General features: G+C 72.3%; 22 protein-coding genes and 1 pseudogene. 14 read left to right on the forward strand and 9 right to left on the reverse strand.

Translation table 11 applies throughout. The features are described from left to right. Positions 1–110: 110 nt before the first annotated feature. Positions 111–3,755 (reverse strand): DUF4153 domain-containing protein, encoded by a 3,645-nt coding sequence (locus tag ACWDLG_RS41655; protein WP_449930664.1) that lies wholly within the window; start codon positions 3,753–3,755, stop codon positions 111–113. Beyond that, a complete protein-coding gene (locus ACWDLG_RS41660) occupies positions 3,752–4,435 on the reverse strand; it encodes a response regulator (protein WP_449930666.1) in 684 nt (227 codons plus the stop codon). The genes ACWDLG_RS41655 and ACWDLG_RS41660 overlap by 4 nt, the downstream gene beginning before the upstream one ends. A 74-nt stretch (positions 4,436–4,509) precedes the next feature. Here ACWDLG_RS41660 and ACWDLG_RS41665 point away from each other — a divergent pair, with 74 nt between their 5' ends. Continuing rightward, positions 4,510–5,358, forward strand: a complete 849-nt coding sequence (locus ACWDLG_RS41665; protein ID WP_449930668.1) for an arylamine N-acetyltransferase family protein — start codon at positions 4,510–4,512, stop codon at positions 5,356–5,358. A 144-nt stretch (positions 5,359–5,502) separates the two neighbouring features. On the opposite strand, the gene ACWDLG_RS41670 is transcribed toward ACWDLG_RS41665, so the two are convergent. Beyond that, positions 5,503–5,718 (reverse strand): hypothetical protein, encoded by a 216-nt coding sequence (locus tag ACWDLG_RS41670; RefSeq protein WP_449930670.1) that lies wholly within the window; start codon positions 5,716–5,718, stop codon positions 5,503–5,505. Positions 5,719–5,934: 216 nt separating this feature from the next. On the opposite strand from ACWDLG_RS41670, the pseudogene ACWDLG_RS41675 reads away from it, so the two are divergent. From ACWDLG_RS41675 to ACWDLG_RS41695, 5 genes and pseudogenes are all read left to right on the forward strand, one after another. After that, positions 5,935–6,264, forward strand: a pseudogene (locus ACWDLG_RS41675) (serine/threonine-protein kinase); the annotation flags it as partial. A gap of 2,709 nt (positions 6,265–8,973) precedes the next feature. Beyond that, positions 8,974–9,579 (forward strand): hypothetical protein, encoded by a 606-nt coding sequence (locus ACWDLG_RS41680; RefSeq protein ID WP_449930725.1) that lies wholly within the window; start codon positions 8,974–8,976, stop codon positions 9,577–9,579. Positions 9,580–9,923: 344 nt separating this feature from the next. Beyond that, positions 9,924–11,627 (forward strand): alpha/beta hydrolase, encoded by a 1,704-nt coding sequence (locus ACWDLG_RS41685; protein WP_449930672.1) that lies wholly within the window; start codon positions 9,924–9,926, stop codon positions 11,625–11,627. A gap of 553 nt (positions 11,628–12,180) precedes the next feature. Continuing rightward, a complete protein-coding gene (locus tag ACWDLG_RS41690; protein WP_449930674.1) occupies positions 12,181–12,945 on the forward strand; it encodes a S1 family peptidase in 765 nt (254 codons plus the stop codon). Positions 12,946–13,165: 220 nt separating this feature from the next. Further along, complete coding sequence (locus ACWDLG_RS41695) at positions 13,166–13,357, forward strand: hypothetical protein (RefSeq protein ID WP_449930676.1); 192 nt, start codon at positions 13,166–13,168, stop codon at positions 13,355–13,357. A 186-nt stretch (positions 13,358–13,543) separates the two neighbouring features. Here ACWDLG_RS41695 and ACWDLG_RS41700 read toward each other — a convergent pair whose 3' ends face one another. Both ACWDLG_RS41700 and ACWDLG_RS41705 read right to left on the reverse strand, forming a co-directional pair. After that, on the reverse strand, positions 13,544–13,852 hold the full coding sequence (locus ACWDLG_RS41700; protein ID WP_449930678.1) for a DUF3817 domain-containing protein: 309 nt from the start codon (positions 13,850–13,852) through the stop codon (positions 13,544–13,546). After that, positions 13,852–14,619, reverse strand: a complete 768-nt coding sequence (locus tag ACWDLG_RS41705) for an SURF1 family protein (protein WP_449930680.1) — start codon at positions 14,617–14,619, stop codon at positions 13,852–13,854. The genes ACWDLG_RS41700 and ACWDLG_RS41705 overlap by 1 nt, the downstream gene beginning before the upstream one ends. 105 nt (positions 14,620–14,724) lie before the next feature. Between ACWDLG_RS41705 and ACWDLG_RS41710 the strand changes: the two genes are divergently transcribed. The 3 genes from ACWDLG_RS41710 to ACWDLG_RS41720 all read left to right on the forward strand — a co-directional run bounded on the left by ACWDLG_RS41710 (position 14,725) and on the right by ACWDLG_RS41720 (position 17,390). Then, positions 14,725–14,898: a flagellar basal body-associated FliL family protein gene (locus tag ACWDLG_RS41710; RefSeq protein WP_354911351.1), complete on the forward strand. Its 174-nt coding sequence runs from the start codon at positions 14,725–14,727 to the stop codon at positions 14,896–14,898. Between the two features lie 184 nt (positions 14,899–15,082). Then, on the forward strand, positions 15,083–15,952 hold the full coding sequence (locus ACWDLG_RS41715) for a metal-dependent hydrolase (RefSeq protein WP_449930682.1): 870 nt from the start codon (positions 15,083–15,085) through the stop codon (positions 15,950–15,952). Further along, on the forward strand, positions 15,909–17,390 hold the full coding sequence (locus ACWDLG_RS41720; RefSeq protein WP_449930684.1) for a flavin-containing monooxygenase: 1,482 nt from the start codon (positions 15,909–15,911) through the stop codon (positions 17,388–17,390). The genes ACWDLG_RS41715 and ACWDLG_RS41720 overlap by 44 nt, the downstream gene beginning before the upstream one ends. 50 nt (positions 17,391–17,440) lie before the next feature. Here ACWDLG_RS41720 and ACWDLG_RS41725 read toward each other — a convergent pair whose 3' ends face one another. Continuing rightward, entirely contained in the window at positions 17,441–17,836 is a 396-nt protein-coding gene (locus ACWDLG_RS41725) for a hypothetical protein (protein ID WP_449930686.1), read from the reverse strand. 60 nt (positions 17,837–17,896) lie between these two features. Beyond that, positions 17,897–19,648 carry a gamma-glutamyltransferase gene (ggt, locus tag ACWDLG_RS41730; RefSeq protein ID WP_449930688.1) on the reverse strand — a complete coding sequence of 584 codons (1,752 nt, stop codon included), beginning with the start codon at positions 19,646–19,648 and terminating at the stop codon, positions 17,897–17,899. A gap of 94 nt (positions 19,649–19,742) precedes the next feature. Here ggt and ACWDLG_RS41735 point away from each other — a divergent pair, with 94 nt between their 5' ends. The 5 genes from ACWDLG_RS41735 (at position 19,743) to ACWDLG_RS41755 (ending at position 24,214) form a co-directional block, all read left to right on the forward strand. Then, the gene (locus ACWDLG_RS41735; protein WP_449930690.1) at positions 19,743–20,843 is read left to right on the forward strand and encodes a sensor histidine kinase; all 1,101 of its coding nucleotides are present in this window, start codon (positions 19,743–19,745) and stop codon (positions 20,841–20,843) included. Further along, positions 20,840–21,487, forward strand: coding sequence for a response regulator transcription factor (locus tag ACWDLG_RS41740; protein WP_354911337.1), 648 nt, complete (start codon positions 20,840–20,842; stop codon positions 21,485–21,487). The genes ACWDLG_RS41735 and ACWDLG_RS41740 overlap by 4 nt, the downstream gene beginning before the upstream one ends. Before the next feature lie 46 nt (positions 21,488–21,533). Further along, positions 21,534–21,749 carry an SHOCT domain-containing protein gene (locus tag ACWDLG_RS41745; protein WP_354911334.1) on the forward strand — a complete coding sequence of 72 codons (216 nt, stop codon included), beginning with the start codon at positions 21,534–21,536 and terminating at the stop codon, positions 21,747–21,749. 92 nt (positions 21,750–21,841) lie between these two features. Beyond that, on the forward strand, positions 21,842–22,738 hold the full coding sequence (locus ACWDLG_RS41750; protein ID WP_449930692.1) for an urease accessory protein UreH domain-containing protein: 897 nt from the start codon (positions 21,842–21,844) through the stop codon (positions 22,736–22,738). 54 nt (positions 22,739–22,792) lie between these two features. Further along, complete coding sequence (locus ACWDLG_RS41755) at positions 22,793–24,214, forward strand: tetratricopeptide repeat protein (RefSeq protein WP_449930694.1); 1,422 nt, start codon at positions 22,793–22,795, stop codon at positions 24,212–24,214. A 59-nt stretch (positions 24,215–24,273) separates the two neighbouring features. Here ACWDLG_RS41755 and ald read toward each other — a convergent pair whose 3' ends face one another. Both ald and ACWDLG_RS41765 read right to left on the reverse strand, forming a co-directional pair. Then, on the reverse strand, positions 24,274–25,389 hold the full coding sequence (gene ald / locus ACWDLG_RS41760; protein WP_449930696.1) for an alanine dehydrogenase: 1,116 nt from the start codon (positions 25,387–25,389) through the stop codon (positions 24,274–24,276). Positions 25,390–25,417: 28 nt separating this feature from the next. Beyond that, positions 25,418–26,800, reverse strand: coding sequence for an aspartate aminotransferase family protein (locus ACWDLG_RS41765; protein WP_449930698.1), 1,383 nt, complete (start codon positions 26,798–26,800; stop codon positions 25,418–25,420). Between the last annotated feature and the right edge of the window lie 4 nt (positions 26,801–26,804).

Genomic DNA, 26,804 nt, shown 5'->3' on the forward strand with positions numbered 1-26,804 from the left:
CAGATTCAATCATCACTCTGAATTGCTGCATTTCGCGCGGCGCATTTCGCAGTGGAAACGCAGGCCGCGGGACCGCGATCTCTTTGCGAATACGCGCGGGAACGGAACGGTCAGTACCTGCCCGAGCGGGCCGCGCACGCCGTGGCCGGCAGGACCGGGTGCCGGGCGAGCAGGTCGCGGGCCTCGGCTCTGGCGAGGTTCCAGCCGTTCCACGGGTCGGGCTCGGCCAGGCCGTTGACACGGACCACGTCGGCGAGGACGCAGCTGCGCAACGGCTCGGGAAGCCTGTCCAGCGCAGGGACCGCCTCGGCGCCGAGATCGCCGACGTAGTCCTGGTCGATGCGCTCGACCCCTCTGACCTCGACCTGGGTCTCGGCCACCCGCAGGTCGGGGTTCCACACCGCGAAGGCCAGCACCCCGATCCCGGTGATCATGACGATGGTCCGGGGCAGCCACGCCGAGCGTCCGCCCGCCAGCCGTACGCCGCCGGCCACCAGCACGACCGCGAACACCGCGCCCAGCCACCAGATGGTCGCGGCGACGGAGGCGCGCAGGCGCGACAGACCGTAGGCGTCGGTGTAGAGGTCGAGACGGTGCATCGCCGACACCAGGATGACCAGCGTGAAGGCGCACAGCACGCCGAGCAGGATGCCCAGCGCCCAGCGGTCGCCGCGCTCGGCCCGCACCACGCTGCTGGCCACCGCGACGATCGCGAGCACGAAGACGCTGACGATCATGAGCTGGAAGAAGCCCTGCCGCGCGTAGTCGGCGTAGGTCAGGCCGGTGGTGCGCAGCAGCCAGGCGTTGCTGCCGAACAGCGCGGTGACCTGGACCGCGACGAACGCGGCGAACAGCAGGTTGAGCCCGGTCAGCGGCACCACCCACAGGCTGCGGTTCAGCCGGGTCCTGAAGGACGGGCTGACGGGGTCGGCGACCGGGCGCATGGCCACCAGCACGGTGGCGGACATCAGCACGGCGAAGACCGCGAAGACGAACACGCGCAGCGGAAGCGTGCCGACCCAGTCCGGCGCGGTGAAGAGGCGGTCGAGGAAGGAGGCGAAGACCTTGTCGGCGGAGGCGAACAGCAGGCCGAAGACGGCCAGCAGCACGGCGGTGATGGCGAGCGCCGCCACCTGCGGCATGACGCGCCGCCGTACGGTCAGCGTCTTCAGCGGGCCGGCCAGGAACCAGGGGACGGGGAAGACGGCCAGCGCCACCGAGATGCCGCCCCTGATCAGCGCCAGCCAGCCGCGGCCCGCGCCGGAGACGGCGATCGCGCCGAGCCCCCCGGCGGTCGCCAGCAGCAGCGGCAGCAGCCAGTCGGCGTCCCTGACCGTGACCATGGCGACGAGCGCGAAGGAGAGCAGGCCGTAGGCGACGGTCCACGGGGTGGCCCTGCGCAGGACGGCGGGCATCGCGGCGGCGCCCAGCACCAGCGCGACCAGCGCGATGCCGAGCCCGGCCTGGGCGTCGGGCAGCGCGACGGCGGCGAACACGCCCACCCCGAAGGCGGCGGGCAGCAGCCAGCGCGGCGTGTCGGGGAGCTCGGGCCTGGGGAAGAGCGGCGGCGGCACGTACGGCGGGGCGGGCGGCCGCGGGCCCTGCGGGAACGACGGACCGCCGGGGCCCACGGGACCGCCAAAGGCGCCGGAAGCGGGGTCGCCAGGCCCCCTGGAACCGCCGGGCCCCACGGAACCGGGACCGGCGGGACCGGGACCGGCGGGACCGGGACCGGCGGGACCGGGACCGGCGGGACCGGGACCGGCGGAACCGCCGAAACTTGTGGGACCGCGACCCACGGGACCGTCGAGGCTTGCGGCACCGCGACCCACAGGACCATCGAAACTTGCGGCACCGCGACCCACAGGACCGTCGAAATTTGCGGGACCGCCGAGATTAGAGGGACCGCCGAGACCCGCGGAACCGGGGCCTACGGGACTGCCGAGATTGCCGTGACCCGCGGGACCGCCGAGACTGCCGTGACCGCCCGGCCCCCAGGGACCGCCAGGACCTCCGTGCCCGTGACCCTCGGGAACGCCGGGAACGCCGGGATCTCCCGGACGTCCAGGCGCGACGGCGGTGACCGGAGCGGTGTGGGGGGCCGACTGGGCCCTGACCGATCCGATGGCCGAGCCGACGGCCGCGCCCGCCGCGCTGACCACCAGCATGACCAGGATGCCCGCGGCGCTGCCGAAGAAGATCCCGATGAAGAAGGCCAGGAACAGGCCGATGAGGAAGCCGGTCGTCAGGCCGATCACAGTCCACAGGACTGTGCTTCCCACCCCGCGGACGGGCCTGGGCGGCGGCGCCTCGCCCGGCCACGCCACACCGGGTCGCGCCGCCGGACCGGAAGCCACACCAGTAGCCGGGCCAGGAGCCGGGCCAGTAGCCAGACCATCGGCCACGGCCGCCGCCGTCGACACAGCACTCGACCCAGAGGCCGCTGCAGCGACCGACGCAGAGGCGGGGACATCGGCCGACGCCGCGGCCGAGACAGCGGCCGGGAGAACGGCCAGCTCGGCGGCGACCGGGCCGTCGGACACGCCAGAGCCGGCGGACGCGCCAGGGCCGGGAGCCGCGAGCCCCGGAGGAGCGGCGACCGTGTCCGGAGCGGAGGACGGGACCGGGTCCGGTCCCAGGTCCGGGGCAGGGGCGTCCGCCAAGGGCTCGGCGGGCCGTTCCTCCGCCGATGGCGCCTCGCGATCCCGCGGGCTCGGCTTCGCCCCTTCAGGGGCGATCCCCAGTCGCGCCATGTCGGGTTCCATCGTGATCCTCTCTGGAAGGTCGACGACCATGCGGCACCCCGCGCCGCCGTCGATGCGAATGGCTCCTCCGTGCAGTTCGACGATCTCCTTGACGATCGCCAGGCCGAGTCCCGATCCCCCGGCGTCGGCCGCCCGCGCCGCGTCCAGTCTGGAAAAGCGCTCGAACACCCTCGTCCTCGCCGTCTCGGGGATCCCGGGCCCGCCGTCGGCCACCATCAGCCGCACCCCCCTGCCGTGGCCGGCCGCCGACAGCGTCACCAGGCCGGCGGGAGGGCTGTGCCGTACCGCGTTGTCGAGGAGGTTGGCCAGGACCTGCGCGAGCAGGTCGGGGTCGGCGCGCACCACCAGGCCGGGCGCGCAGACGGGCCTGATCGTGACGTCGTCCCTCGCGATGGCGGCTTCGCGCGCCGCCTGGTCGAGCAGCGCCTCCAGGGCGACCGGCTCGGCCTCCAGGTGCCGCACGCCCGAGTCGAGCCGCGACAGGTCGAGCAGCTGGGCGACCAGGCGGCCCAGGCGTTCGGTCTGGGCGAGGGCGGTGCCCATGGTGACGGGGTCGGCGGCCGAGACGCCGTCGACGACGTTCTCCAGCACCGCGCGCAACGCCGTGATGGGCGTGCGCAGCTCGTGCGAGACGTTGGCGACCAGCTCGCGGCGCTGCCGGTCCACCTCGCCGAGGTCGGCCGCCATCGCGTTGAACGCCCGCGCCAGCTCGCCCACCTCGTCGCGCGAGGTGGTCCTGACACGCAGCGTGTAGCGGCCCTTCGCGATGGTCTGGGCCGCCGAGGCGAGCTGGCGCAGCGGCTTGGTCATGCCGTGCGCCATCACCTGCACCATGATCAGCGCTAGGACGCTCGCGACGGCGATCCTGACCTCGCGGGAGGCGCCCGCGTTGAGGCCGACCTCGTTGACGACGAACGCCGTGCCCACCGCCAGGACGATGACGATCCCCAGCTTCACCTTGATGCGGCCGAGGAAGTCGAGGGGTCTCATCGGCGGACCAGGGCGTAGCCGACGCCGTGCACGGTACGCACGACGTCGGAGCCGAGCTTGCGGCGCAGCGCCCGCACGTGGCTGTCGACGGTCCTGGTGGCGGCCGCCTCGGAGAAGCCCCAGACGTCCGAGAGCAGCCGTTCGCGCTCGAAGACCTGGCCGGGACGCTCGGCCAGGCGGCGCAGCAGGTCGAACTCAGTCCGGGTGAGCTGCGCCTCGGTCCCGCGCACGAACACCCTGCGGGCCGCGGTGTCGATCTCGACCTCGCCCACCCTGATCACGGTGTCCTCGACCGCCAGCTGGGCGGCCCGCTCGACCCTGCGCAGCAGCGCGTGGATCCTGGCCACCAGCTCGCGCATGCTGAACGGCTTGGCGAGGTAGTCGTCGGCGCCCACGCCGAGCCCGACGAGCACGTCGGTCTCCTCGCCGAGCGCGGTCAGCATGAGCACGGGCACCGGCCTGGCCGCCTGCATCCTGCGGCACACCTCCAGGCCGTCCAGTCCCGGCAGCAGCCGGTCCAGGATCACCAGGTCGGGTTCCGCCCTGCCGTACGCGAGGAGCGCCGCCTCGCCGTCGCCCGCGACGCGCACGTCGAAGCCTTCGGCGGCCAGCCGGTTGCGTACGGCGAGCGCGATCGTCTCGTCATCCTCGACCACGAGGATGCGTCGCTGGTCTGCCACGGACAGCAGCGTAGAAGGGACGTGTGCAGACGACACTCCCCAAGATGTGCACATCCCGTGCAGACTTGTCGGTCGTGGACATCACCGCCTATCTGAGCAGGCTCGGCCTGACAAGCGCGCCGCCCTCGCTCGACAACCTGCGGGCGCTGCACGCCGCCCATGTCGAGCGCGTGCCGTACGAGGCGCTGGAGATCTGGCTCGACCGGCCGACCTCGCTCGACCCGGAGGAGTCGGCGGCGCGGATCCTGCGCGGGCGCGGCGGCTACTGTTACCACCTCAACGGTGCGCTGTACACGCTGCTCAAGGCGCTCGGCTACGAGGTGACGCGGCACGTCGGCGGCGTCCAGAACCGCGGCGACGAGCCCGGCGTCACCGGCAACCACCTGGTGCTGACCGTGCGGCTGCCCTCCGCCGAGGGCCCGGACGCGTGGCTGGTCGACGCCGGGCTGGGCGACGCGCTGCACGAACCCCTGCCGCTGGCCGAGGGCCGCTACCGGCAGGGCCCCTTCGAGTACGGCCTGCGGCCCTCCACGGTCGCCCCCGGCGGGTGGCGCTTCGACCACGACCCGCGCGGCTCCTTCATCGGCATGGACTTCGGCATGACACCGGCGGAGATGCCGGAGTTCGCGGCGATGCACGAGCACCTGTCCAGCTCTCCGGAGTCCGGCTTCGTCCGGGTGGCGACGCTCAACCGCAGGGACGCCTCAGGCGTCGACGTCCTGCGCGGGCTCGTGCTGACCAGGATCGGCGACGACACCACCTCGACCACGCTGGACACCGAGGCGGCCTACTTCGCCGCCCTGGAGGGCGTCTTCGGCATCAGCCTGCCGGCCGCCGACCGGTCGCTGCTGTGGGGCAGGCTGGTCAGGGCGCACGAGGCCTGGACGGCGTCGGCGAGCACCTCGTCGACGGCGACGGCCTGACGCCCGGCACCTGCTCGGTCGCGGAGCAGCCGACCACGTAGGGCGTCCCGGCTTCTCCAGGACCTCGTACGGCGCGCCCCAGAACGGCCCGCTCAGCGAGAGCAACGTGTCCCAGAACGGGCCGATCAGCGAGACCGGCGCGCCTCAGAACGGGCCGGTCAGCGAGAGTGGCGCGACGTCCCTGTCGGTCATCCGGTCGAGCCTCGGCTCGGGCACGCCCGCCACCTCGGCCGGCCGGGCGGCCGGCTCGCGATGGACCAGGTCGCCGCCCGCAACGGCCTGTGCAGCGCCGACTCCCTCGCACGCCCCTGACAGCCAGGACCGGCCGCACTGGGCAGCACCGACTCCCTCCGCACGCACCTGACAGCCAGGGCGGGCCGCATGCCGACCGCCTGCCGAGCCGCCATCACTCGCCAGCGGTAATGGTCGCATTTCTCGACAAACCGCTATGGTGCTGTGTCGCTGCACGCGTGTGGATGGAGATGACCCATGAACGGCCCACGCCGGCTGGCCGGACGCTATCGGCTGCTGCACCCGCTGGGCGCCGGATCTCTCTGGCTCGCCGCCGACGACCTGATGCGCCGCGACGTCGGCATCAGAGAGGTCCGGCTCCCGCCCGACCCCGCGGCCCACAGGGAACTGTGCGGCGCGGTGGGGCGCGAGGTCGGACTGGTCACCGGGCTCGGCCACGCCTCCATCGAGCCCGTCCACGAGGTGATCGTCGAGGACGGCACGCCGTGGCTGGTGGTCGACCTCCCCCAGGGACGCACCCTCGAACAGACCGTCCTCGAACGGCACCCGCTGCCGGCCGTCCAGGTGGCCAGGATCGGCGTGCATCTGGTGGCGGCGCTGCGGGCCGTCCACGGCGTCGGAGTGGTCCACGGCGACATCCAGCCGGCCACGGTCATCCTCACGCCGACCGGACGCGCGGTGCTGACCGGCTTCGGCGTGGCCACCCCCTTCCGGCCCCCGGGGGTGGGGCCGGCCGCCGACCTGTGGTCGCTGGCGGCGACGCTCCACTTCGGCCTGGAGGGACGGCCCCCGCAGCCAGGGCACCCGATCGGCGGGCCGCTCGGGCCGGTCCTGACCGACATGCTGCACCCCGACCCGGCCGCCCGGCCGTCCGCCGAAACGGTGGCCGCCGCCTTCGCCGAACTGGCCGGAACGGCAAGCCTGCCCCCCTCGGCCGCCGCGTCTCCCGCGCCCTCCTCCCCCACCTCCTCTTCGGACGCCGCGCCTCCCGCCTCCTCTCCCTCCGCATTCGCCTCGCCTCCAGACTCCCCGCCTGCCTCGCCTGCCTGGCCTTCGGACTCCTCCCCCACCTCGCCCGCGGACTCCTCATCTCCGGACTCCGCACCCGACTGGCCTTCGGACTCCTGGCCGGGCTCAGAGGCCGGGTTGCCGCCGTCCGCCACCCCTGCGGGAGCACCGCCCTCCCCCGCGCCAGCCTCCAGCGAGCAGGCACTCCCCACGCCGCCGCCCACCGGCGAGCCGCTACCGTTCCCCCCACCGCCTCCCGACGGCTCGGCACCCTCGACCCCGACAGCCTCCGACGGCTCGGCACCATCCGCTTCTTCCCCCTCCAGCGGCTTGGCGCCTTCAGGTCCCTCCGCCTTGGACGGATCGGGGCCGTCCGCTCCGTCGGCCTCTGATGGATCGGCGCCCTCCGCCCCGGCGCAGACAACGCCTACCGGATGGACACCCTCACCCTGGGAGCCCGACCCCGCCGCGCCGTCCCCGTTCAGCCCCGCGCATCCGGTGGCGACCCCCGCGTCCGGCCCCTGGTCACCGACCGCATCCGCCGAGGACCCCGACAAGACGCAGGTCGTCACCGTCCATCGTGGCCATCCCGCGCCTCCCGCGCACGAGTCCCTGGACGTCACCCGCCCGGCGTCGCGCCCGGACTCGCAACCCTTCGACGGCCTCGAGCCCGCCCGGCCCGCCCGCCCCTCGGAGGACGCCTCGCAGGTCCCCGGACCCGTCACCATAGAGGACGCTCCGCAGGTCCCCACGGTCCTCCCCCCAGAGGCGGCCACGCCCGTCCCCTCGGAGGCCGCTCCCTCAGAGCCGGCCATGGCGTCTCCGGTCGCTCCCTCGGGCCAGCACCCCACACCCCCGGCTGACCTCTCCGGCCCGCCTCTCATGGGCACTCCCCCCGGCCCGCATGCGTCGTACCCGGACACTCCCTCCGACCCGCACACGCCGTACCTGGGAACTCACACCGACCCGCACGCGCTTCAGCCGGGTGTTCCCTCAGGCCCGCACGCGCTTCAGCCGAGTGTTTCCTCAGGCCCGCAGGTTGTGCCCTCGGGCGGTGCTTCGGGTCCGGACGCTGTGCCTGCGGAAGCCCCCGCCGGCCCGCAGCCCGCGTTCGAGAGCTTCGGTCCTCACGCGGCGCCGCTCCACATCGCCTCTGCCGAGCCGACGGAGCACGAGCAGGACTCCGGTCTCGACGCCATCGGGCCTGACGGTGTGCTGGGCGCGACCGGAGACACCCCGCCCACTCCCGAGGCCATGAACCCCGGCCTGGCCGGTTCGCCGTCTGGCCCCGAAGCCATGCCGCCCGCTGCGGGAGCCACGCCCGAGGTCGGGCTGCCCGGCCCCGCGGGTACGCCGCCCGGCCCTGACGCCATGCCGCCGATCCCCGCTGGCCTGTCACAGGGACCGGAAGCCCTACCGCAGGGCCCGGGAAGCATGTCACCCCATGCAGGGATGCCGCCCCATGCAGGGCCACCTCATGCAGGGATGCCGCCCCATGCAGGGCCACCTCATGCAGGGATGCCACCTCATGCGGGGATGCCGCCCCATCCGGGAGGGATGCCCCAGGGTCCGGGGGGCATGCCCGGGGTCGGCCAGCCGTACCCTCCGGCGGGGAACGGCCCCGCCCCCACCGGAAGTGGCCCCGCGCCGTCCGGCAAGCCCTCGTTGCTGCGCCGGGTGCTGCGGCGGGGCTCCAAGGACAACAGCAAGAGCGCTCCCCCACAGCCCGCCGCGCCGCCCGCCGGATGGGGCGCCCCTCCCGCCACTCCACCCACGCTGGGCGGGCCGGTGCCTCCCGACGCTTCCCCCCTGCCGGGCGGACCGATGTCTCCCGACCCTTCTGCCCTGTCCGGCGGACCGATGCCTCCCAATGCTTCTCCCCTGCCCGGCGGGCCAGTGCCTACCGGCGCCCCCGGAGGGCCGTGGGGGCAGCCGCAGGGCCCCGGCGCGTGGGGTCCGCAGCCTCCGGCGCCCCCCGGAGCGTGGGGACCTCCCGGCGACCACAACCCCACCCCGTGGGGACCACCTGGCGGCCACGGCCCCGCGGCCTGGGGACCGCCCGGAGAGAACGCCCCCGCACCACTGGGACCCGAGGGCAACGTCGCCGCGCCGTGGGCACCACCCGAAGGGAACGGCCCTGCGCCGTGGGCCCCACCCGAAGGGAACGGCCCCGCGCCGTGGGGAACGTCCGAAGGGAACGGCCCCGCTCCCTGGGGACCCTCCGAAGGAAACGGCACCGCGCCGTGGGGACCCTCCGAGGGGAACGGGCCTGGACCGTGGGGGCCGGCGGAGGGGAGTCCGCCGGCGGGCCGGCCTCCGGCGAGTTGGGGAGCCGCCGCGGACGCCGCGCCGCCCGTGCTGGCGTCGACGCCCGGCGAGCCCGATCCGGTGCCGATCGTCGAGACGACCGCGCCGTTCCGGCGGCCGACGTTCACGGGTCCGCTGGTGCTGACCGCGTCCCCGGAGCAGCCGCCGAACAAGGCCGGCAGGAACGAGTCCGCCCCGGACCAGCCGCCGCGCCCCCTCGAGCACATCCTGCACGCGGCCGGACCGCTGGCTCCCGAGGAGGCGGCGGCGGTCGGCCTGGGCGTGCTCGACCTGCTGGCACCGCTCCACGGGGCCGGTCGCTTCCATGGGGACGTGCGGCCCGAGACCGTCCTGGTGAACGGCTCGGGGGCGGTGACGCTGGCCGATCCCGCGCCCGCGCCTGCCATGTCCCCCTACTCCGCTCCGGAGGGGAACGTGAGCCCCGCCGCCGATCTGTGGGCGCTGGGCGCGACGCTGTTCACCGCCGTCGAGGGACGCGCGCCCGCACCGGGGGCGCCGCTGACGAGGGCGGGGGCGCTGGCTCCTGTGCTGTTCCGTCTGCTGTCGGGTTCGCCCGGCCAGCGGCTCACGGCCGACGAGCTACGGCTCGACCTGAAGACGATCGCCGCCGCAGCCACCTCGTCGCGCCCCTGACGCGTGCTTTCCGGACCAGGCTCGGAAGCGCCCCTGACGGGCGCACTCCGGACCCGGCCAGGAAGCGATCCCGACAAGCGCATTCCGGATCCGGCTTGGAAGCGCCCTTGACGGGTGCTCTCCGGACCCGGCTCGGAAGCGCCCCTGACGGGTGCTCTCCGGACCAGGCTCGGAAGCGATCCCGACGAGCGCTCTCCGGACCCGGCCCGGAAGCGATCCCGACGGGTCCGCCGCTCCTCCGACCGGCTCGGCGCGCTCTGCCGGGTGCGCCGAGCGCGGTGGGAGTCCGACGGCCGCGCCCCTGATGCCGCGCGCTCGCGGGGTCTCGTCGGTAGTCTCATCACGTGATCTTTCGGGTCGTGCTCGCCTTAGCCCTGACCGTTCCGCCCGTCACCATCTCGCGAGAGGCCGGCCCTCGCCCCTGCCCGGTCGCCATGCCGCCCCGTACGACCTGCGGCTTCCTCGAAGTTCCTGAGCGCAGGGACGCCCCGGACAGGAAGATCAAGGTGGGGTACGCGGTCCACGTCTCCACCGCCAAGGACCGGAAAGCGGATCCCGTCGTCTACATGAGCGGCGGTCCGGCGTCGGCCTCCCTCCAGCTCACCGGGTTCCTGAGCCAGATGTTCCCCGATCGTGACGTGGTGGCGGTCGAGCAGCGCGGCAGCAAGTACTCCGAGCCGACCCTCGGCTGCCCCGAGACGGCCGAGGCGCTGCTCGGACAGCTCAGACGGCCGCCCGCCGACCTCGCGGCGGCGGCCCGCCGGTGCCGGGAAAGACTCCAGAAGCAGGGCGTCGACCTGCGGGGATACAACACGAAGGAGATCGCGGCCGACGTCGTCGCGCTACGCAAGGAGTTGGGCTACGCGTCCTGGAACCTGTTCGGCGTCAGCTACTCCACCAGGGTCATGATGGACGTGGCCGCGGCCGACCCTCAGGGGGTGCGGTCGGTGGTGCTGGACTCGTATCTGCCGGAGAGCGTCGCGTGGTACGACGACGCCGAGCGGAATCTGGCCGACACGACGGCGCGGCTCGGCGTTCAAGACGCCTTCAACGCCATGACCGCCAGGCTCAACGCCAGGCCCGCCGAGGTCACCACGAACGATCCGCTGCTCGGCAGGACGTTCACGGCCCGAGTCAGCGGCGACGACGTGGCCACGATCATGGCCGAGGCGCTGCACGAGGCGGACGTCGCGGCGGTCGCGCCCGCGATGATCGGCGCGCTCGCCACGGGCCACGACGAGCTGCTGCAACCGCTGGCCGACGCGGTGGGCGAGGGGTTGGTGTCGCACGAGTTCGGGCTGTATCACGCGGTGCAGTGCCAGGACGAGATCCCGTTCAACACCTTCACCCCAAGATCCCGACTTTTCACGGTAAATGGAGATAAGGCGGTGTGCGAGGCTTGGCAGCTCCCCAAGGCCGAGCCCGTGAACGCCACCACCAAGGCCCCCGTCTACGTCCTGGGCGGCCAGTACGACCCGACCACGCCCACCAGGACCAGCAAGCCGGCGGCCGAAGCGCTCCCCAACGCCCGCTTCGAGGAGTTCGCCCGCGCCTCCCACGCGGTCTTCCTGTCCAGCGCCTGCGCCCGCCGCAAGATCGTGGAGTTCCTCGACGACCCGGCCCAGCGCACGGCCGCCCCCTGCCTCGACGACACGGACCAGACGCCGGGCGACCTGCACGTGACCGGCGCCCCGTACCAGATCTCGAAGTCCCCGTGGCTGGCCGCGCCCTTCGCGCTGTTCGCCCTCGTCTGCCTGATCCAGCTGATCGCCGGCACGCTGAGGGGCCGGGCGCTGGCGGCCTTCGGCGGGCTGTCCGGCGTGGCGTTCGCCGGGCTGGTCGGCCAGTCCGTCTACGCCCTGATCAGCACGAACGAGACCGCTCTCGCCGTCGGCGTGCCCGGCACGGTGGTCCTCTACACCTGGATCGCCGCCGCCTCGGCCGCGCTGACCGCCGCGGCGCTCCTCCGCGACCGCCGGTGGCCGCACATCGCCGCGGCCGTCATCGGCGCCGGATTCCTCGCCTGGTGGTTCGCCTGGTTCCTGTGACGGGCATCCGCGAGCTCGACGCGGTTTCAGCGGGCGGCATCATCCTGTCCATGCCTGGCAGCACCCGCCGAGGAGACGCGCCCGGTTCGACCGGACCATCGTTCCAGAGCGGGTTCCCGGTCTTCTCGCTGAGGTTCGCCGGCGATCCCGCCAGCTGGACCGATGCCCGTGACCTGCTCGGATCCTGCTTCCGCCGGCCCTGGTGGGAACCGCGCTCCGCCCAGGGCGATCATCGGCGCCGGGCGGCGAGATCACCCCTCCTGCCAACGCGCGCGAGGGATTCGAAGGGCGAGCCTGGAATCCGGGCCGAGCATGATCCCGCCTCTCTGTGCGCGACCTACGGCGATGCGCCGCTTCGGGCCTCGTCGCACCGACCCGGGCGACGGGCCGAGGAGGGGGTTATCCCTACCCTGAGTTGACGTGCTGGCGTGATGACCCGGCCGTTCTTCGATGGATAGCGTGATCTTGTCTTAATCCTCCATTGAAGGGGTCAACCCCGTTGTTTGGCATGGAATCGTTCCGTCGCGGTCTGTCACGGTCCACCATCGTTGCCGTGGCAGGCGCAGCCTGTCTCGCGGCGACGGCCGGGAGCGCCGGCGCGATCATCAACGGCAAGGACGCCACGCAGCCCTACTCGTTCATGGCGTCGATCCCGATCTCGGCGCCGAGCCAGGGCCTCGAGGACGGCGTGTGCGGGGCCGTGCTGGTCGACCCGCAGTGGGTGGCGACCGCCGCTCACTGCGTCGACATGGAGGTCGGGTCGATTCCCGCCGGAACGATCCGCATCGGCAGCGATCAGCGGAAGACCGGCGGAACGGTCCGTAAGATCGCGCAGGCGGTGACCCACCCCCGCTACGCCCAGGACTCGCCCAGCAAGAACGACATCGCGCTGGTCCGCCTGGACCGTCCCGTCTCCTACCAGCCCATCCCGATCGCCCAACGGCCAGGACGGCCCGGCACCCCGACCCGGATCATCGGCTTCGGCATCACCGAGTTCAACCGCGACCCGGCCGGCTGGAAGATGTCCGACAAGCTCCAGGAACTCGACACCCGCAGAGGCGCGGTCTCCGAGTGCGGCCCCGGCTTCGCGGGCAGCACCCGGCTGTGCACGATCAGCCGGGTGCCCAAGGCCATGGCGTGCAACGGCGACTCCGGCTCTCCGCAGGTCCAGCGCGGCAGGGGCGGCCGGTGGGAGCTCATCGGCGTCACCTCGGGACCCGGCGCCAAGAGCCCTTCCTGCGCGGAAGGTCCCGGCCTCTACACGAACGTGCCCGCCTACGCGGACTGGATCCGCACGACGATCCGCGCGTACAGCTGACCGCTTGCCGGTGCTCCTGACATGACGGATCGGGCGTGCCGGCTGCGCACCCGTTCCCCGGACCTGCCGGCGGGGTGACGGCGGTCGGGCGGGGCTCGGGAGGTCCGCAGAAATGAGATATATCGCGGATGGAACCCGGCGGAGGCTCCCACTCGTTATATCGGCGACGCAGAATGTGGAGAGGCGGGGCGCGGGCTCCGCGTTCGGAGGGATGTTGAGGATGTCGCCCGTCCAGAAGTACGCCATCGGCGCCGGTGTCGCCGTCCTGCTGTCGTGGATCTTCCTGCCCGGCTGGCTCACCCTGCTCGTGCTGCTCGGCGTCGTCGCCGCGCCCGTGGTCGGCTACATGATGCTCGACCCGTCGCAGCGTGAGCGGCTCAAGAGGGCCCGCAGGCGCGGCATCGGCCACTGACCGCAGCGACCCGCGCCGGTCGCAACGGACCAAGCCATGGCCGGCCGTGGCCGGGTCGTGGCCGGGTCGCGATCCAGCACGCCGGACCAGCGGTCCAGCACGCCGGACCAGCGGACACGGAAGGAGGCCGTCACCCCGGGTGACGGCCTCCTTCCCATCTGTCGACGGCCGCGTCGGAGCCGCCCGTCAGGCGGCGATGGCCTCGTGCACCTTGGCGGTCACCCTGCGCTCGATGTAGAACGACAGCAGCGGCACGGTGCCCGCCAGCATGACGCCGAGCATGTACCCCCAGGTCCAGCGCGCCTTCATGCCGAGGTTCATGACCGCGATCAGGTAGAGCATGTAGAGGAACCCGTGGATCGGCGAGACGATCTTGGAGGGTTGGGGGACGTCGAAGCCGTACCGCAGCACGATGGCCGTGCAGAGCACGAGCAGCATGGTGCCGACGATGTACGCGAGGACCCGGAAGGGCTTGAGTGCGGACTCCACGAGCATCAACCTTCTAGAACGGCTTCGGGTTCAGGGGACTTGCTGGAACGTACGGCGTCGCGGACGAAGTGGAACCACATGAACACGGCGAACCCCGCGAAGATCCACCAGTTGGCCGCGTAGGCGAGGTTGCGCCAGGTCAGCGTGCCGCCGGTGACCGGTGGTGGCACCTTGACGGGGGTGAGCCCGGGGGTCTGGGCGACCACGAACCCGTTGCGCACCTTCTCCCCCCGCCACAGGTTGATCAGCTCGGCCGTGGAGACCGTCTGCACCTGGCCGGCGGGCACGCCCTCGGCCCGCCGCTGGACGCTGTCGGTGTTCTGGGGCGCCCGCAGCCGCCCGCTCACCGTCACCTGGCCGGGCGGCACGGTCACGCCCGGATCGCCGGCCTTGGCCACCCATCCGCGCACGGTCGGCATCAGGGTGCCGTCGGTCAGCCTGATCGGGGTGAGCACCCAGTAGCCCTGGCCCCTGGCGACGTTGCCGCCGGGCGCCGACACGTCGGGTTTGCGGTCGGCGACGAGCAGTTGCCTGGCCGCGTCGTAGGAGCCGGAGACGGTGACGCGCCGCCCCACCGAGGTGCCGTCGATCTGGGCGCCCACCTTGCTGAGCGTCTCGACGGCGACGGGACCGGGGTCGGTGGTCGCCGTGGGCTTGCCCGAGTCCTCGAACACGCCGAGCTGCCAGCGGCCGAGCAGGATGAAAGAGACGAGAACCCCGATCGCGAGCAGGTGCAACCCGAGCATGCGGGGTGCGAGCAGGGTTCTGAGCATGCGTCCACGCTATCCGGCGATACCTGCGGTCCGATAATCGAGTGCCCTTACCGGGTCACGCTAAAAGGTGCAAATGCACCAGCTGATCCCGCTAGAGTGCAACGCATGTCTGACCAGCACATCGATCCCGCGGGCAACACCCAGCAGTTCCGCGCGTTCGCCCAGCGGGCCGAGAACGAGGCGGCGGCCGAGCCCAAGCGCTCCTCCGTCCTGCCGATCATCGCCGTGGTCCTCGCCGTCGCCATCGTCGGCGTGATCGCGTACCTGCTCCTGGTCTAACCGCCCGGGGGCCGTCCCACCCGCCGCTCGACGAGGTCGCGGCGGGTTCTTGTCGTTCCGGGACACCGTGACGCCCGGTCCCGTGATCCTTCCGTACGGTCACCACCTCTGGACCAGGGCACGCATCTCTGTCTACATTGGACTCTGTGTCCAATAAAGTCGACGTCCACCTGTGGAGGGCGGCATGATCCAGCCGCGCAGGGTGCGCTTCTCGTGGGAGGACACGCCGCTGCACTGGGTGCCGGGCGACCCCTTCTCCACGCACCTGATCAACGTGCTGCACCTGCTGCTGCCGGCGGGTGAGCGGTGGTTCGTGCACGTCTTCAAGCAGGCCCTGCCGTACGTCACGGACGAGAGGCTGAAGGCCGAGGTCAAGGGCTTCATGGGCCAGGAGGGCACGCACGCGGTCGCCCACCAGCGGGTGCTCGAGCACATGAAGGAGCAGGGCCTGGACACGGCCCCCTTCGTCGAGAACGTCGAGTGGTTCTTCGAGCGCCTGCTCGGCGACCACACGATGCCGCCGTTCGCCAGGGGTTACTGGCTGAAGGAGCGGCTGGCCGTCATCGCGGCGATCGAGCACTACACGGCGGTGCTCGGCGACTGGATCCTGCGGGCCCGGCCGCTGGACGCGGCCGGCGCCGACCCCGTGATGCTGGATCTGCTGCGCTGGCACGGCGCCGAGGAGGTCGAGCACCGCAGCGTGGCCTTCGACCTGTTCATGCACCTCGACGGCGCCTACACGCGCAGGGCGCGCACCATGCTCATGACCGGGCCCATCCTGGTGACCCTGGTCAGGCGGGGCACGGCGTTCCTGCTGGCCCGCGACCCGGTCGTGGCCGGTCGCGTCCAGGCCAGGTGGACGCATTTCCTCCGCCGCGCCCGCCAGGGCAGGGTGCCGACGTTACGCAGCCTGGTCATGGCCGCGCCGAGGTATCTGCGGCCCGGTTTCCATCCCAGCCAGGAGGGCGACCTGAAGGCCGCTCTCGACTACATCGCCATCTCCCCCGCGCATGCCGAGTTCGCGTCGTACAGGAGGTCCCGTGGCAACCAGTGACAAGCCGGGAATCGTCATCATCGGTTCGGGTTTCGCCGGGATCGGGATGGCGATCAAGTTGAAGGAGGCCGGGTTCCACGACTTCGTCATCCTGGAGAAGGCCGGCGAGCTGGGCGGCACCTGGCGCGACAACACCTATCCCGGGTGCGCGTGCGACATCCCCTCGCACATGTACTCCTACTCCTTCGAGCTCAATCCGGGCTGGTCACGGATGTTCTCCCCGCAGGAGGAGATCTGGGAGTACATGCGCGCCTGCGCGTGGAAGTACGGCATCGACCCCCACATCCGGTACGGCAAGCACGTCGTGAGCCTCGAATACACCGGCAGGGAATGGGAGATCGCCACCTCGGACGGCCGGACGCTCCGCGCCAACGCGGTGATCTCCGCCATCGGCGCCCTCCACGTCCCGAAATTTCCGGAAATAGCGGGTGAGTTCGCCGGGCCCGCGTTCCACTCGGCCGAGTGGGACCACAGCGTCGACCTCCGGGGCAAGCGGGTGGCGGTCGTCGGCACCGGCGCCTCAGCCGTCCAGTTCGTCCCGCGGATCGCCGAAGAGGCCGCCCACCTGACCGTCTTCCAGCGCACGCCCCCCTGGATCCACCCCAAGCCCGACTTCGCCGTCCCCGACCGGATGAAGCGCCTGCTCACGCTGCCCGGCGCCGCCCGCGCCCTGCGCAACGGCATCTACTGGACGCTGGAGACCAGGGCGCTCGGCTTCGCCGTCGACCCCAGGCTGATGGCCTTCCACGAGCGGATGGCCCTGCGGCACCTCGAACGCCAGGTGCCCGACCCCGAGCTGCGCCGCAAGCTCACGCCCGGCTACACGATCGGCTGCAAGCGCGTCCTGATCTCCAGCGACTACTATCCCGCGCTCGGCAGGCCCGACGTCTCGCTGGTCACCGACGGCATCGCCGAGCTGCGCGGCCACGCGGTCGTCGACGTCACGGGGAAGGAGCACGCGGCCGACGTCGTCGTGTACGGCACCGGCTTCAAGGTGACCGACGCCCTGCAGGAGCAGCGGATCGTCGGCAGGGACGGTGTGAAGATCCAGGACGCGTGGCAGGAGGGCATCGAGGCCTACTACGGCATCACGACCACGGGCTTCCCGAACCTGTTCTTCCTGCTCGGCCCCAACACCGGGCTGGGCCACAACTCCGTGGTCTTCATGATCGAGTCGCAGGTCCGCTACGTCATGGACTGCCTGCGACTGCTGTCCAGGACCCAGGCCAGGGCGATCGACGTCAAGCCGGAGCGGCAGCGGGCCTTCAACCGGCGCCTGCAGGAACGCCTCGGCCGGCTGGTGTGGAGCGAGGGCGGGTGCGACTCGTGGTACCTGGACGAGCACGGGGTCAACCGGACGGTCTGGCCGGGCTTCACCTTCGAGTACTGGGCACGCACCAGGCGGATGAAGCCCGACGCCTTCGAGCTGATCTACTAGCCGGCCGGCACCGCCGCGCCGCCACCCCGAAGACCCGACCGGCGCGCGCGCTAGCAGTAGCGGGCCGGTGCGATGCGGTCCATCCGCTGGCCGAAGCGGCGCAGGTAGTTGGGGCTGTAGTCGCCGGCACCCGCCCGGCGCCGTTCGTTCCAGCTCCACTCGGAGTCGGCCGTGTCGACGAAGCAGACCTCGGCGTTGGCCACGAACGAGCCCACCCTGTCGGCGTGCTCGGGGCCGATGTGGACGTTGCCGTCGGCCTCCCGCCACGTGCGGAGGGCACCGGTGTACCGGGCGCCGGTCCACAGGCACACGTCCGCCCGGCAGGCCGGCGCCGGCACCGCCGGGACGGCCTGCGGCACCGGCACGGCGGGGCGGGCCGGGACGACCGCGGGCAGGACCGGGACGGTGGCGGCCAAGGCGGCGGCGAGCATCAGGTGCGGAGGCATCGTGCGGGGGTTCCTCTCGACAGGGGACAGGGACCCACCGCACGATACGTGATCGGACGACTACGGCGCGCTACGAACGACCAGCGCGCTGCCGCCGCCCCGCCGTACGGGCTCGGCGACGGCCTGGATCCTGCCCCGGCCGACGAACTCCAGGGCGGTCGCCGCGCCGATCTCCGGGTTCAGCGCGAAGGTGTGCCCCTTGGCCTCGAGCTCGGCCCGGTAACGGTCGAGGAAGGCCTGCTCGGCCTGGGTCTGGGCGGTGTTGCGCTGGGTGGCCCTGGGCGCGGCGAGCGCGTCCGGCAGTTTCATGCCGAACTCGTAGCGGTTGACCAGGATCTGCAGCACGGTCGTGATGATCGTCGAGCCGCCGGGCGAGCCGACGGCCAGCACCGGCTTGCCCTCGTCGAGCACGATGGTCGGGGCCATCGACGAGCGGGGGCGCTTGCCGGGGGCGGGTAGGTTCGGGTCGCCGGGCGCCGGGCCGAAGGTGAAGTCGGTCAGCTCGTTGTTGAGCATCACGCCGCGTCCCGGCACCACGATGCCGTTGCCGCCGGTGGACTCGATCGTGAGGTTGTAGGCGACCACGTTGCCCCAGCGGTCGGCGACGACCAGGTGGGTGGTCTCCGGGCCTTCCTCAGCGGGCGGTGCCGACGCCTCGTCCAGCGGGCGCTCGCAGTCGGCGTAGGTGCCGTCCGGCTGGCCGGGGGCGGCCGGGTGCGCCATCGCCCGCTCGCCCACCAGGCAGGCGCGTTCCTTGGCGAAGCCGTCGCTGAGCAGCTCGGCCAGCGGGACGTTCGGGATGTCGCCGACGTACTTGCCGCGGTCGGCGAACGACAGCCGCGAAGCCTCCAGGAACTCGTGGAGGCCCACGGTGGGCAGCGCCTCCAAAATGTTGAGCGCCTCGCCGACCGTGGAGCCGCCCGAGGACGGGATCGACATGCCGTAGACCTGCATGCCGTTGTAGTCGACCCGCGTCGGCTCGCGCGTCAGCGCCCGGTAGGCGGTGAGGTCGGCGACCTCCATCAGGCCGGGACGCACGTTGCGGGTCGCGCCGGGGGTGATCGGCGGGTTCTTGACGGTGGCGACGATCTCCTGGCCGAGCCGCCCGCCGTACAGCCACTCGGGGCCGCGCCTGCCCAGCTCGCGATAGGTGTCGGCGAGCTCGGGGTTCCTGAACACCGAGCCGACCGGTGGCGGCGCGCCGTTCGGCAGGTAGAGCTTGGCGGTGGAGGCGATGTCCTTGAACCGGGCGGCGTTCGCGGCGGTCTGGTCGTGGAAGGTCTGGTCGACGACGAAACCCTTGGACGCCACCTCGACGGCGGGCTTGAGCGCGTCGCGCAGGCTGACCGTGCCGAACCTGCGCAGCGCCAGGTCCCACTGCGCGACCGCGCCGGGCACGCCCGCCGACAGGCCGCTGGTGACGGCCTCCTCGAACGGGATGCCCTCCAGAGAGGTCGACGTCATCGCGGCGGGCGCCGTCTCCCGCCCGTCGATCGAGTAGACCCTGCCCCGCCTGGCGTCGTAGTAGACCATGAACCCGCCACCGGCCAACCCGGCCGAGTAGGGCTCGGTGACGCCGAGCACCGCGCCCGCCGCCACCGCGGCGTCCATCGCGTTGCCGCCCTTCTTGAGCACGGCGAGCGCGGCCTTGCTGGCGTCGAGGTCGACGGTCGCCACGGCGCCGCCGTACCCCTCGGCGACGGGCTGCTTCACGGCGGGCGGCGGCTTGTGATCCACGGCCGGCCCGGCGACGGCCGGTGCGGCGACGAGGAACGGCGTGACGGCGACGAGAGCGAGGATGTGTCGGCGCATGATCCCCACAATGGACCAGGTACGCCGCCGGTGGTAGGGCCCCCTGCCACATCGGGCGGATGTCCTGGCCGGTGTCCTCGTCTAGCGTGGGTGGGTGCGCAAGACCCCTTATCTCGCTCTGGTGGTCGCGGCGTTCCAGGTGATCGCCTCCCAGGGGGCGAGCCTGGGGCAGCACGACCGCGTGCCCGTCGACGCGACGGCCGTCCTCCTGCTGCTGGTCGGGCCCGCGATGATGCTGGCCAGGAACCGCTTCCCCGCGACGTCGCTGGCGCTCACGCTCACGGCGACCTGCCTGTACCTGTGGGGCGGCTACCCGTACGGGCCCGTGTTCGCCAGCCCGATCATCATGCTTTTCCAGACCGTCGCCGAGGGTCGCAGGAAGCTCGCGCTGATCTCCTCCGGGCTCACGACCGTCTTCTTCCTGATCTACTCGACCTGGCTGGTCTACCCGCCCTCGCCCGGCCTGTGGCACGTGCTGGCGATCGTCGCGGTCATGGCGCTGATCCTGGCCGCCGGGGAGCTGGCCAGGTACCGGCGCGAGAGCCGCGCCGAGCGGGCGCGGGTGGCGGAGGAGGAGTCCAGGCGCCAGGCCAGCGAGGAGCGCCTGACGATGGCGCAGGAGCTGCACGACGTGCTGGCGCACAACATCTCGCTCATCCACGTGCAGGCCTCAACCGCGCTGCACCTGATGGACGACGACCCGTCGCAGGCCCGCGCCGCGCTCACCACGATCAAGAGCGCCTCCAAGGAGGTGCTCGGCGAGCTCCGCTCGGTGCTGAACGTGCTGCGTGAGGGCGCGCCCCGCTCGCCGACGGCGGGGCTCGACCGGCTGGGCGACCTGGTGGAACGGTCGGGGCTCGACGTGTCGCTCGAACAGAGCGGCGCGCGCCCGCTGCCCGCGCAGGTCGAGCGCGCGGCCTACCGCATCGTGCAGGAGTCGCTCACCAACGCCGCCCGGCACGCGCCAGGCTCCCGGGTCTTGGTGCGGCTGGACTACCGGCCCGCCGAGCTGGTCATCGCGATCGCCGACAGCGGCCCGGCGATGCCTGCCGTCCTGGCCGAGGCAGGCAGCGGCAACGGCATCCCCGGCATGCGGGAGCGGGCCGCCGCGCTCGGTGGCACGCTGGTCGCGGGGCCGGCGGGCGGCGGGTTCCAGGTCGAGGCGAGACTGCCACTACCGGAGGAAACAGAATGATCAGGGTGCTGCTGGCCGACGACCAGGCGCTGGTGCGGGCCGGGTTCCGGGCGCTGCTCGACGCGCAGCCCGACATGAGCGTCGTCGCCGAGGCCGCCGACGGGGCCGAGGCGGTACGGCTGTCGCGCGAGCACGCGCCCGACGTCGTGCTCATGGACATCCGCATGCCGGGCACCGACGGGCTGACCGCGACCAGGCAGATGCCGCCTGGCCCGCGCGTCATCATCCTGACCACCTTCGAGCTCGACGAGTACGTCTTCGAGGCGCTGCGCGGCGGGGCCAGCGGATTCCTGGTCAAGGACACCGAGCCGGCCGAGCTGATCCAGGCGGTGCGGGTGGTGGCGGCGGGCGAGGCGTTGCTGTCGCCGAGCGTCACCAGGAGGCTGATCGCGGAGTACGCGACGCGGGCCAAGGAGCCGGTCGCCGCCGACGGGCTCGACCTGCTGACCGAGCGCGAGCGGGAGGTGCTGGCGCTGGTCGGCACGGGAATGACCAACGACGAGATCGCCGCCAGGCTGTTCATGTCCCCTGCGACGGCGAAGACCCACGTGAGCAGGGCGATGATGAAGCTCCACGCCCGCGACCGCGCGCAGCTCGTGGTCATCGCCTACGAGTCGGGCCTGGTGCGGCCGGGCTGGCTCTGACGGCGCGGGCTCCGGCTGCTGGCATCGTCGAGAAAGGACACCAGCGATGCACAGCTTCTTCTGGCCCGTCTTCCCGATCTTCTGGGCCCTGGTCCTGGCCGGCGCCGCGACGCTCTTCGTCAAGGGCAGGCGGGCCGGCGTCCGGGGCGGGCCGCCGCCGAGCCGTACGGCCTCGGCCGAGCAGATCCTCGCCGAGCGCTACGCCCGCGGCGAGCTGGACGACGAGGAGTACCTCCAGCGCTCGTCCGTGCTGAGGTCGTAAACGCTCCCACCGGTGAAACAACTGTTACTGGCCGCCTGCGGAGCGTGAGGTTAGCGTGCAGGCGAAGACAACTCCGAGGCGGGGATGAGGGTGTGGAGCCGGTCACCCTGTTCGTCAGCGGGCTCGCCGCCGGTCTGGTGGCGGGCGCCGCCTCCTGTACGGCGATGCAGGGCGGTCTGCTCTTCGGCCTGACGGGGGCCTCCCCGTGGGCCGTGGGCCAGTTCCTGGCAGGCCGCCTGGCCGCGTACGCCGTGGCGGGCGGCCTGCTCGGCGCCCTGGGCGCGGTGATCAGGCTGCCCACGCCGGTCCGCGCGGTCCTACTGATCGCGGCGGGCGTCACGGTGCTGCTGTTCGCCGCCAGGACGTTCCGCCGGCGGCGCTGCGCTCCCCCGCCGCCTGGACGGCCGCTCAAGGCACCCCTGCTCGGCGCCGCGACGCTGCTGCTGCCCTGTGGGGTGACGTTGAGCATGGAGATGGTGGCCGTCTCCAGCGGCTCGGCGATCGCCGGGGCCGCGGTGATGGCGGGCTTCGTGATCGGCACCTCGCCCGCCCTCGCGCTGCTGGGGTTCGTCGTCCGCCGGCTGTCGCGCACCAGGCTCGCCGTGGTGGCGGCCGGCACCGCGGTGGCCGTCGGGGTGTGGACGATCGGCTCGGGGCTGAGCCTCGGCGGCTGGTTGCCGAGCTCGCCCGCGGCGGCGGCCACGGGTGGCACGGCGGGCACCGCGAGCGTGGCGAGCACGGCCACGATCTGGGCCACGAGTGACGGCTACCGGCCGGGCATCGTCACCATGCCCGCCCGCACGCCGGTCACGCTGGTCTTCAGGACGAGCGCGCCGGGATGCGCGGGGACGGTGTCGATCGCCGGGAGGGACGTCACGCTGCCGGCGACCGTACGGCTGCCGCCGCAGGAGCCGGGGACGCTGCGCTACTCGTGCGCGATGGGCATGTACCCGGGGTTCGTCAGGTTCGTCGCCGGCACGTCACGGTGAACGTTCTCGTCGATTACACTCCGCCACCACGTCATCACATGTCACCCTGGCGCCATGACGTGGTGGCAGAACGAGCAGGGGGTGGCGGCGCCGGCCGGGCACGTCCTCGAGACGACCGCGCCGGTTCCCGCGCCCCGCTCCGGGGGCGAGCCCGATCTCATCGTCGCCGCCCAGGACGGCGACGCCCAGGCCGCCCACCGGCTGGGCAGGCTCTTCGCCCAGCGCGGCGACCGCACGGCCGCCAGGCACTGGTGGGAGCGGGCCGCGGCGGCCGGCAACGTCGACAGCGCCTACAACCTGGGTGTCTGGCACGAGAAGCACGGCACGCTCGAGGAGGCCGTCCGGTGGTACGAGCTGGCGGCGGGCACGGGTGACGCCGAGGCCGCGGTCAACCTGGCGACCCTGCTGCTGGAGTCGCGCGGCGACGTCGATGCGGCCCGCGGGTGGTTCGAGACCGCCGCGCGGGCCGGATCCCGGCAGGCGGCCAGGCGGCTGGCGCTGATCTGCGAGGACGCGGGCGAGCTGCCGGTCGCCCGCGAGTGGCACCGCAGGGCCGCCGCCGACGGCGACGTCGCCTCCGCCCACGACCTGGGTTTCCTGTCCTACCAGGCGGGCGAGGAGGAGGAGACGGTCCGCTGCTGGGAGTACGCCTCTCGCGGCGGGCACGCCGACGCCGCCTACCACCTGGGGCTCTACCTGCAGGCCACCCGCGACCCCGAGGGCGCCGAGTCCTGCTTCCGGCTGGCCGCCAAGAACGAGCACCCGGGCGCCGCCTCCCAGCTCGGCGGCATCGCACTGTCGCACCGCGACCTCCGTACGGCACGCGCCTGGTTCGAGCGGGCCGCGCAGGCCGGGCGGGTCGAGGACCAGCGGATGGCGGGGTTCGTCTGCGTGGAGCTGTCCGACTCGCAGGGGGCCAGCCACTGGTTCGGCAGGGCGGCCGCGAGCGGCGACGCGGAGTCGGCCTTCAACTTCGGGCTGCTGCTCATCGCCGAGCTCGGCGACCTGGAGGGCGGCCAGCACTGGTTCCGGCAGGCGGCGACGGCCGGGCACCACCGGGCGGCGGTGGAGCTCGGGGGGCTGCTGTCGGCCACCGGCAACACGCAGGAGGCGGAGAAGTGGCTGGCCGACCCGCCGCCGCCCACCTGGGACCGGCTCGCCGAACCCGAGCTGGCGGCCAGGGCCGAGCTGGCGGCCGCCGCGACGGGACGCAGGGGCGGGGCGAGGCTGCGGGTGCGGGACCTGACGGAGATCCTCGGCACGTGGGACCTGCTCACCAGGCCGCCGCGTGACCACACCGACGTGGTGGTTTGGCTGGTGGAGCGGAGCGGGATGCGGCCGTCGGCGGTGGAGCACCTGGCGTCGGTGCGGGCGACGATCGTGCGGCCGGGGACGGCGCCGTGGCCCACGCCGTCGGAGATCGAGCACGTCCTGGCCACGGCGCGCGAGCTCCGCGGCCGCCTGTGCGCCCGCTGAGACATGACGACGCCCGCCGGGGGGCGAACCGGCGGGCGTCGTCGTGAGAGGTTCGTCCGTCAGGCGGCCAGCACGTCGGCCACCGGCACGTACGGCAGGCCGAGCGCCTGCGCGACCGGCTCGTTGGTGACCTGGCCGGCGTGGGTGTTGAGGCCGAGGGCGAGCGAGGCGTCCGCCTTCAGCGCCTCCTTCCAGCCCAGGTTCGCCAGCTTGACCGCGTAGGGCAGCGTCGCGTTGGTGAGCGCGTACGTCGAGGTGTTCGCCACCGAACCGGGCATGTTCGCCACGCAGTAGAAGATCGAGTTGTGCACCGGGTAGGTGGGCTCGGCGTGCGTGGTGGGGCGGGAGTCCTCGAAGCAGCCGCCCTGGTCGATCGCGATGTCGACGAGCACGGAGCCGGGCTTCATGCGGGAGACCAGCTCGTTGGAGACCAGCGTCGGGGCCTTGGCGCCGGGGATGAGGACCGCGCCGATGACCAGGTCGGCCTTGAGGACCTCCTGCTCGATCGCGTACGCGTTCGACACCAGCGTCTTCAGCCTGCCCTGGTAGACGGCGTCGATGAAGCGCAGGCGGTCGATGTTGGTGTCGAGGACGGTCACGTCCGCGCCCATGCCGACCGCGATCTGGGCCGCGTTGAGGCCGGAGACGCCGCCGCCGATGACGACGACCTTGGCGGGGGCGACACCGGGGACGCCGCCGGGCAGCACGCCGCGCCCGCCGTTGAAGCGCATGAGGTTGTAGGCGCCGACCTGGGGAGCCAGGCGACCCGCGACCTCCGACATCGGGGCGAGCAGCGGGAGGGCGTTGCCGACCTGGACGGTCTCGTAGGCGATGCCGGTGGTGCCCGCCTTGAGCAGCGCGTCGGCGCACTCCTTGCCGGCGGCCAGGTGCAGGTAGGTGAAGAGCACCAGGTCGTCGCGCATGCGGTGGTACTCCTCGGCGATGGGCTCCTTGACCTTGAGCACCATCTCCGACTCGCCCCACACGGCGTCGGCGGAGTCGAGGATCTTGGCACCGGCGGCGAGGTACTCCTCGTCGGTGATGTGCGAACCGAGACCGGCGCCCCGCTGGACGTGAACGTCGTGGCCGCCTCGTACCAGCTCGTGCACACCGGCGGGGGTGGCGGCGACGCGGTACTCGTGGTTCTTCACCTCGGCGGGAACGCCGATCTTCATGGTGGTTCCTTTCCTGAGAGGGGGGTGCTTAGAGGAGGTTCAGGCCTTCGACCAGGACGGTCCGGATGATCGACTCGATCTCGTCGAACTCCTTCTGCCCGGCGATGAGCGGCGGGGCGAGCTGGATGACCGGGTCGCCGCGGTCATCGGCCCTGCAGTAGAGGCCGTGGGAGTACAGGGCGTTGGACAGGTAGCCGCGGATGAGCCGCTCGGACTCCTCGGCGCTGAAGGTCTCCTTGGTCGTCTTGTCCTTGACCAGCTCGATGCCCCAGAAGTAGCCGGAGCCGCGGACGTCTCCGACGATGGGCAGGTCCTTCAGCTTCTCCAGCGTGCTCTTGAAGGCGCCCTCGTTGCGGGTGACGTGGCCGAGCAGGTCCTCGCGCTCGAAGATGTCGAGGTTGGCCAGCGCGACGGCGGCGGAGACCGGGTGCCCGCCGAAGGTGTAGCCGTGGGCGAACATCTCGGCGCCGTCCTTGAACGGCTCGAACAGCCGGTCGTGCGCGATCATGGCGCCGAGCGGCGAGTAGCCGGAGGTCAGGCCCTTGGCCGAGGTGATGATGTCGGGCGTGTAGTCGAACTTCTGGCCGCCGAACATCGTGCCGAGCCTGCCGTACGCGCAGATGACCTCGTCGGAGACCAGCAGCACGTCGTACTCGTCGCAGATCTCGCGCAGCCGCTGGAAGTATCCGGGCGGCGGCGGGAAGCAGCCGCCGGCGTTCTGCACCGGCTCGACGAAGACGGCGGCGACGGTGTCGGGGCCCTCCATCTCGATGGCCTGGGCGACGCGGTCGGCGGCCCACAGGCCGTACTGCTCGGGCGTCATGCCCTTGATGCCGGAGATCTCGTCGGCGCGGTAGTGGTTGGTGTTCGGCACGCGGATGGAGCCGGGCACGAGCGGCTCGAACATCTGCTTGAAGGCCGGGATGCCGGTGATCGACAGGGCGCCCTGCGGGGTGCCGTGGTAGGCGATCTGGCGGCTGATCACCTTGTGCTTGAGCGGCTTGCCGGTGACCTTGTAGTACTGCTTGGCCAGCTTCCACGCGGTCTCGACCGCCTCGCCGCCACCGGTGGTGAAGAACACACGGTTGAGGTCGCCGGGCGCCTCCTTGGCCAGCCGGTGCGCGAGCTCGGCCGCCTTGGGGTGGGCGTAGGACCACAGCGGGAAGAAGGCCAGCTCCTGCGCCTGCTTGGCGGCCGCCTCGGCCAGCTCGCTGCGGCCGTGGCCGACCTGGACCACGAAGAGTCCGGCGAGTCCGTCGAGGTAACGCTTGCCGTGGATGTCGTAGATGTAGGCGCCTTCACCCCTGACGATCGTGGGGATCTCGTGCTCCTTGTAGGAGCTGTGGCGGGTGAAATGCAACCACAGGTTGTCCTGAGCGGCCTTGAGCACGTCGTTTTCGGGCTGCGTCATCGCT

The organism is Nonomuraea sp. NPDC003727, from assembly GCF_053586935.1.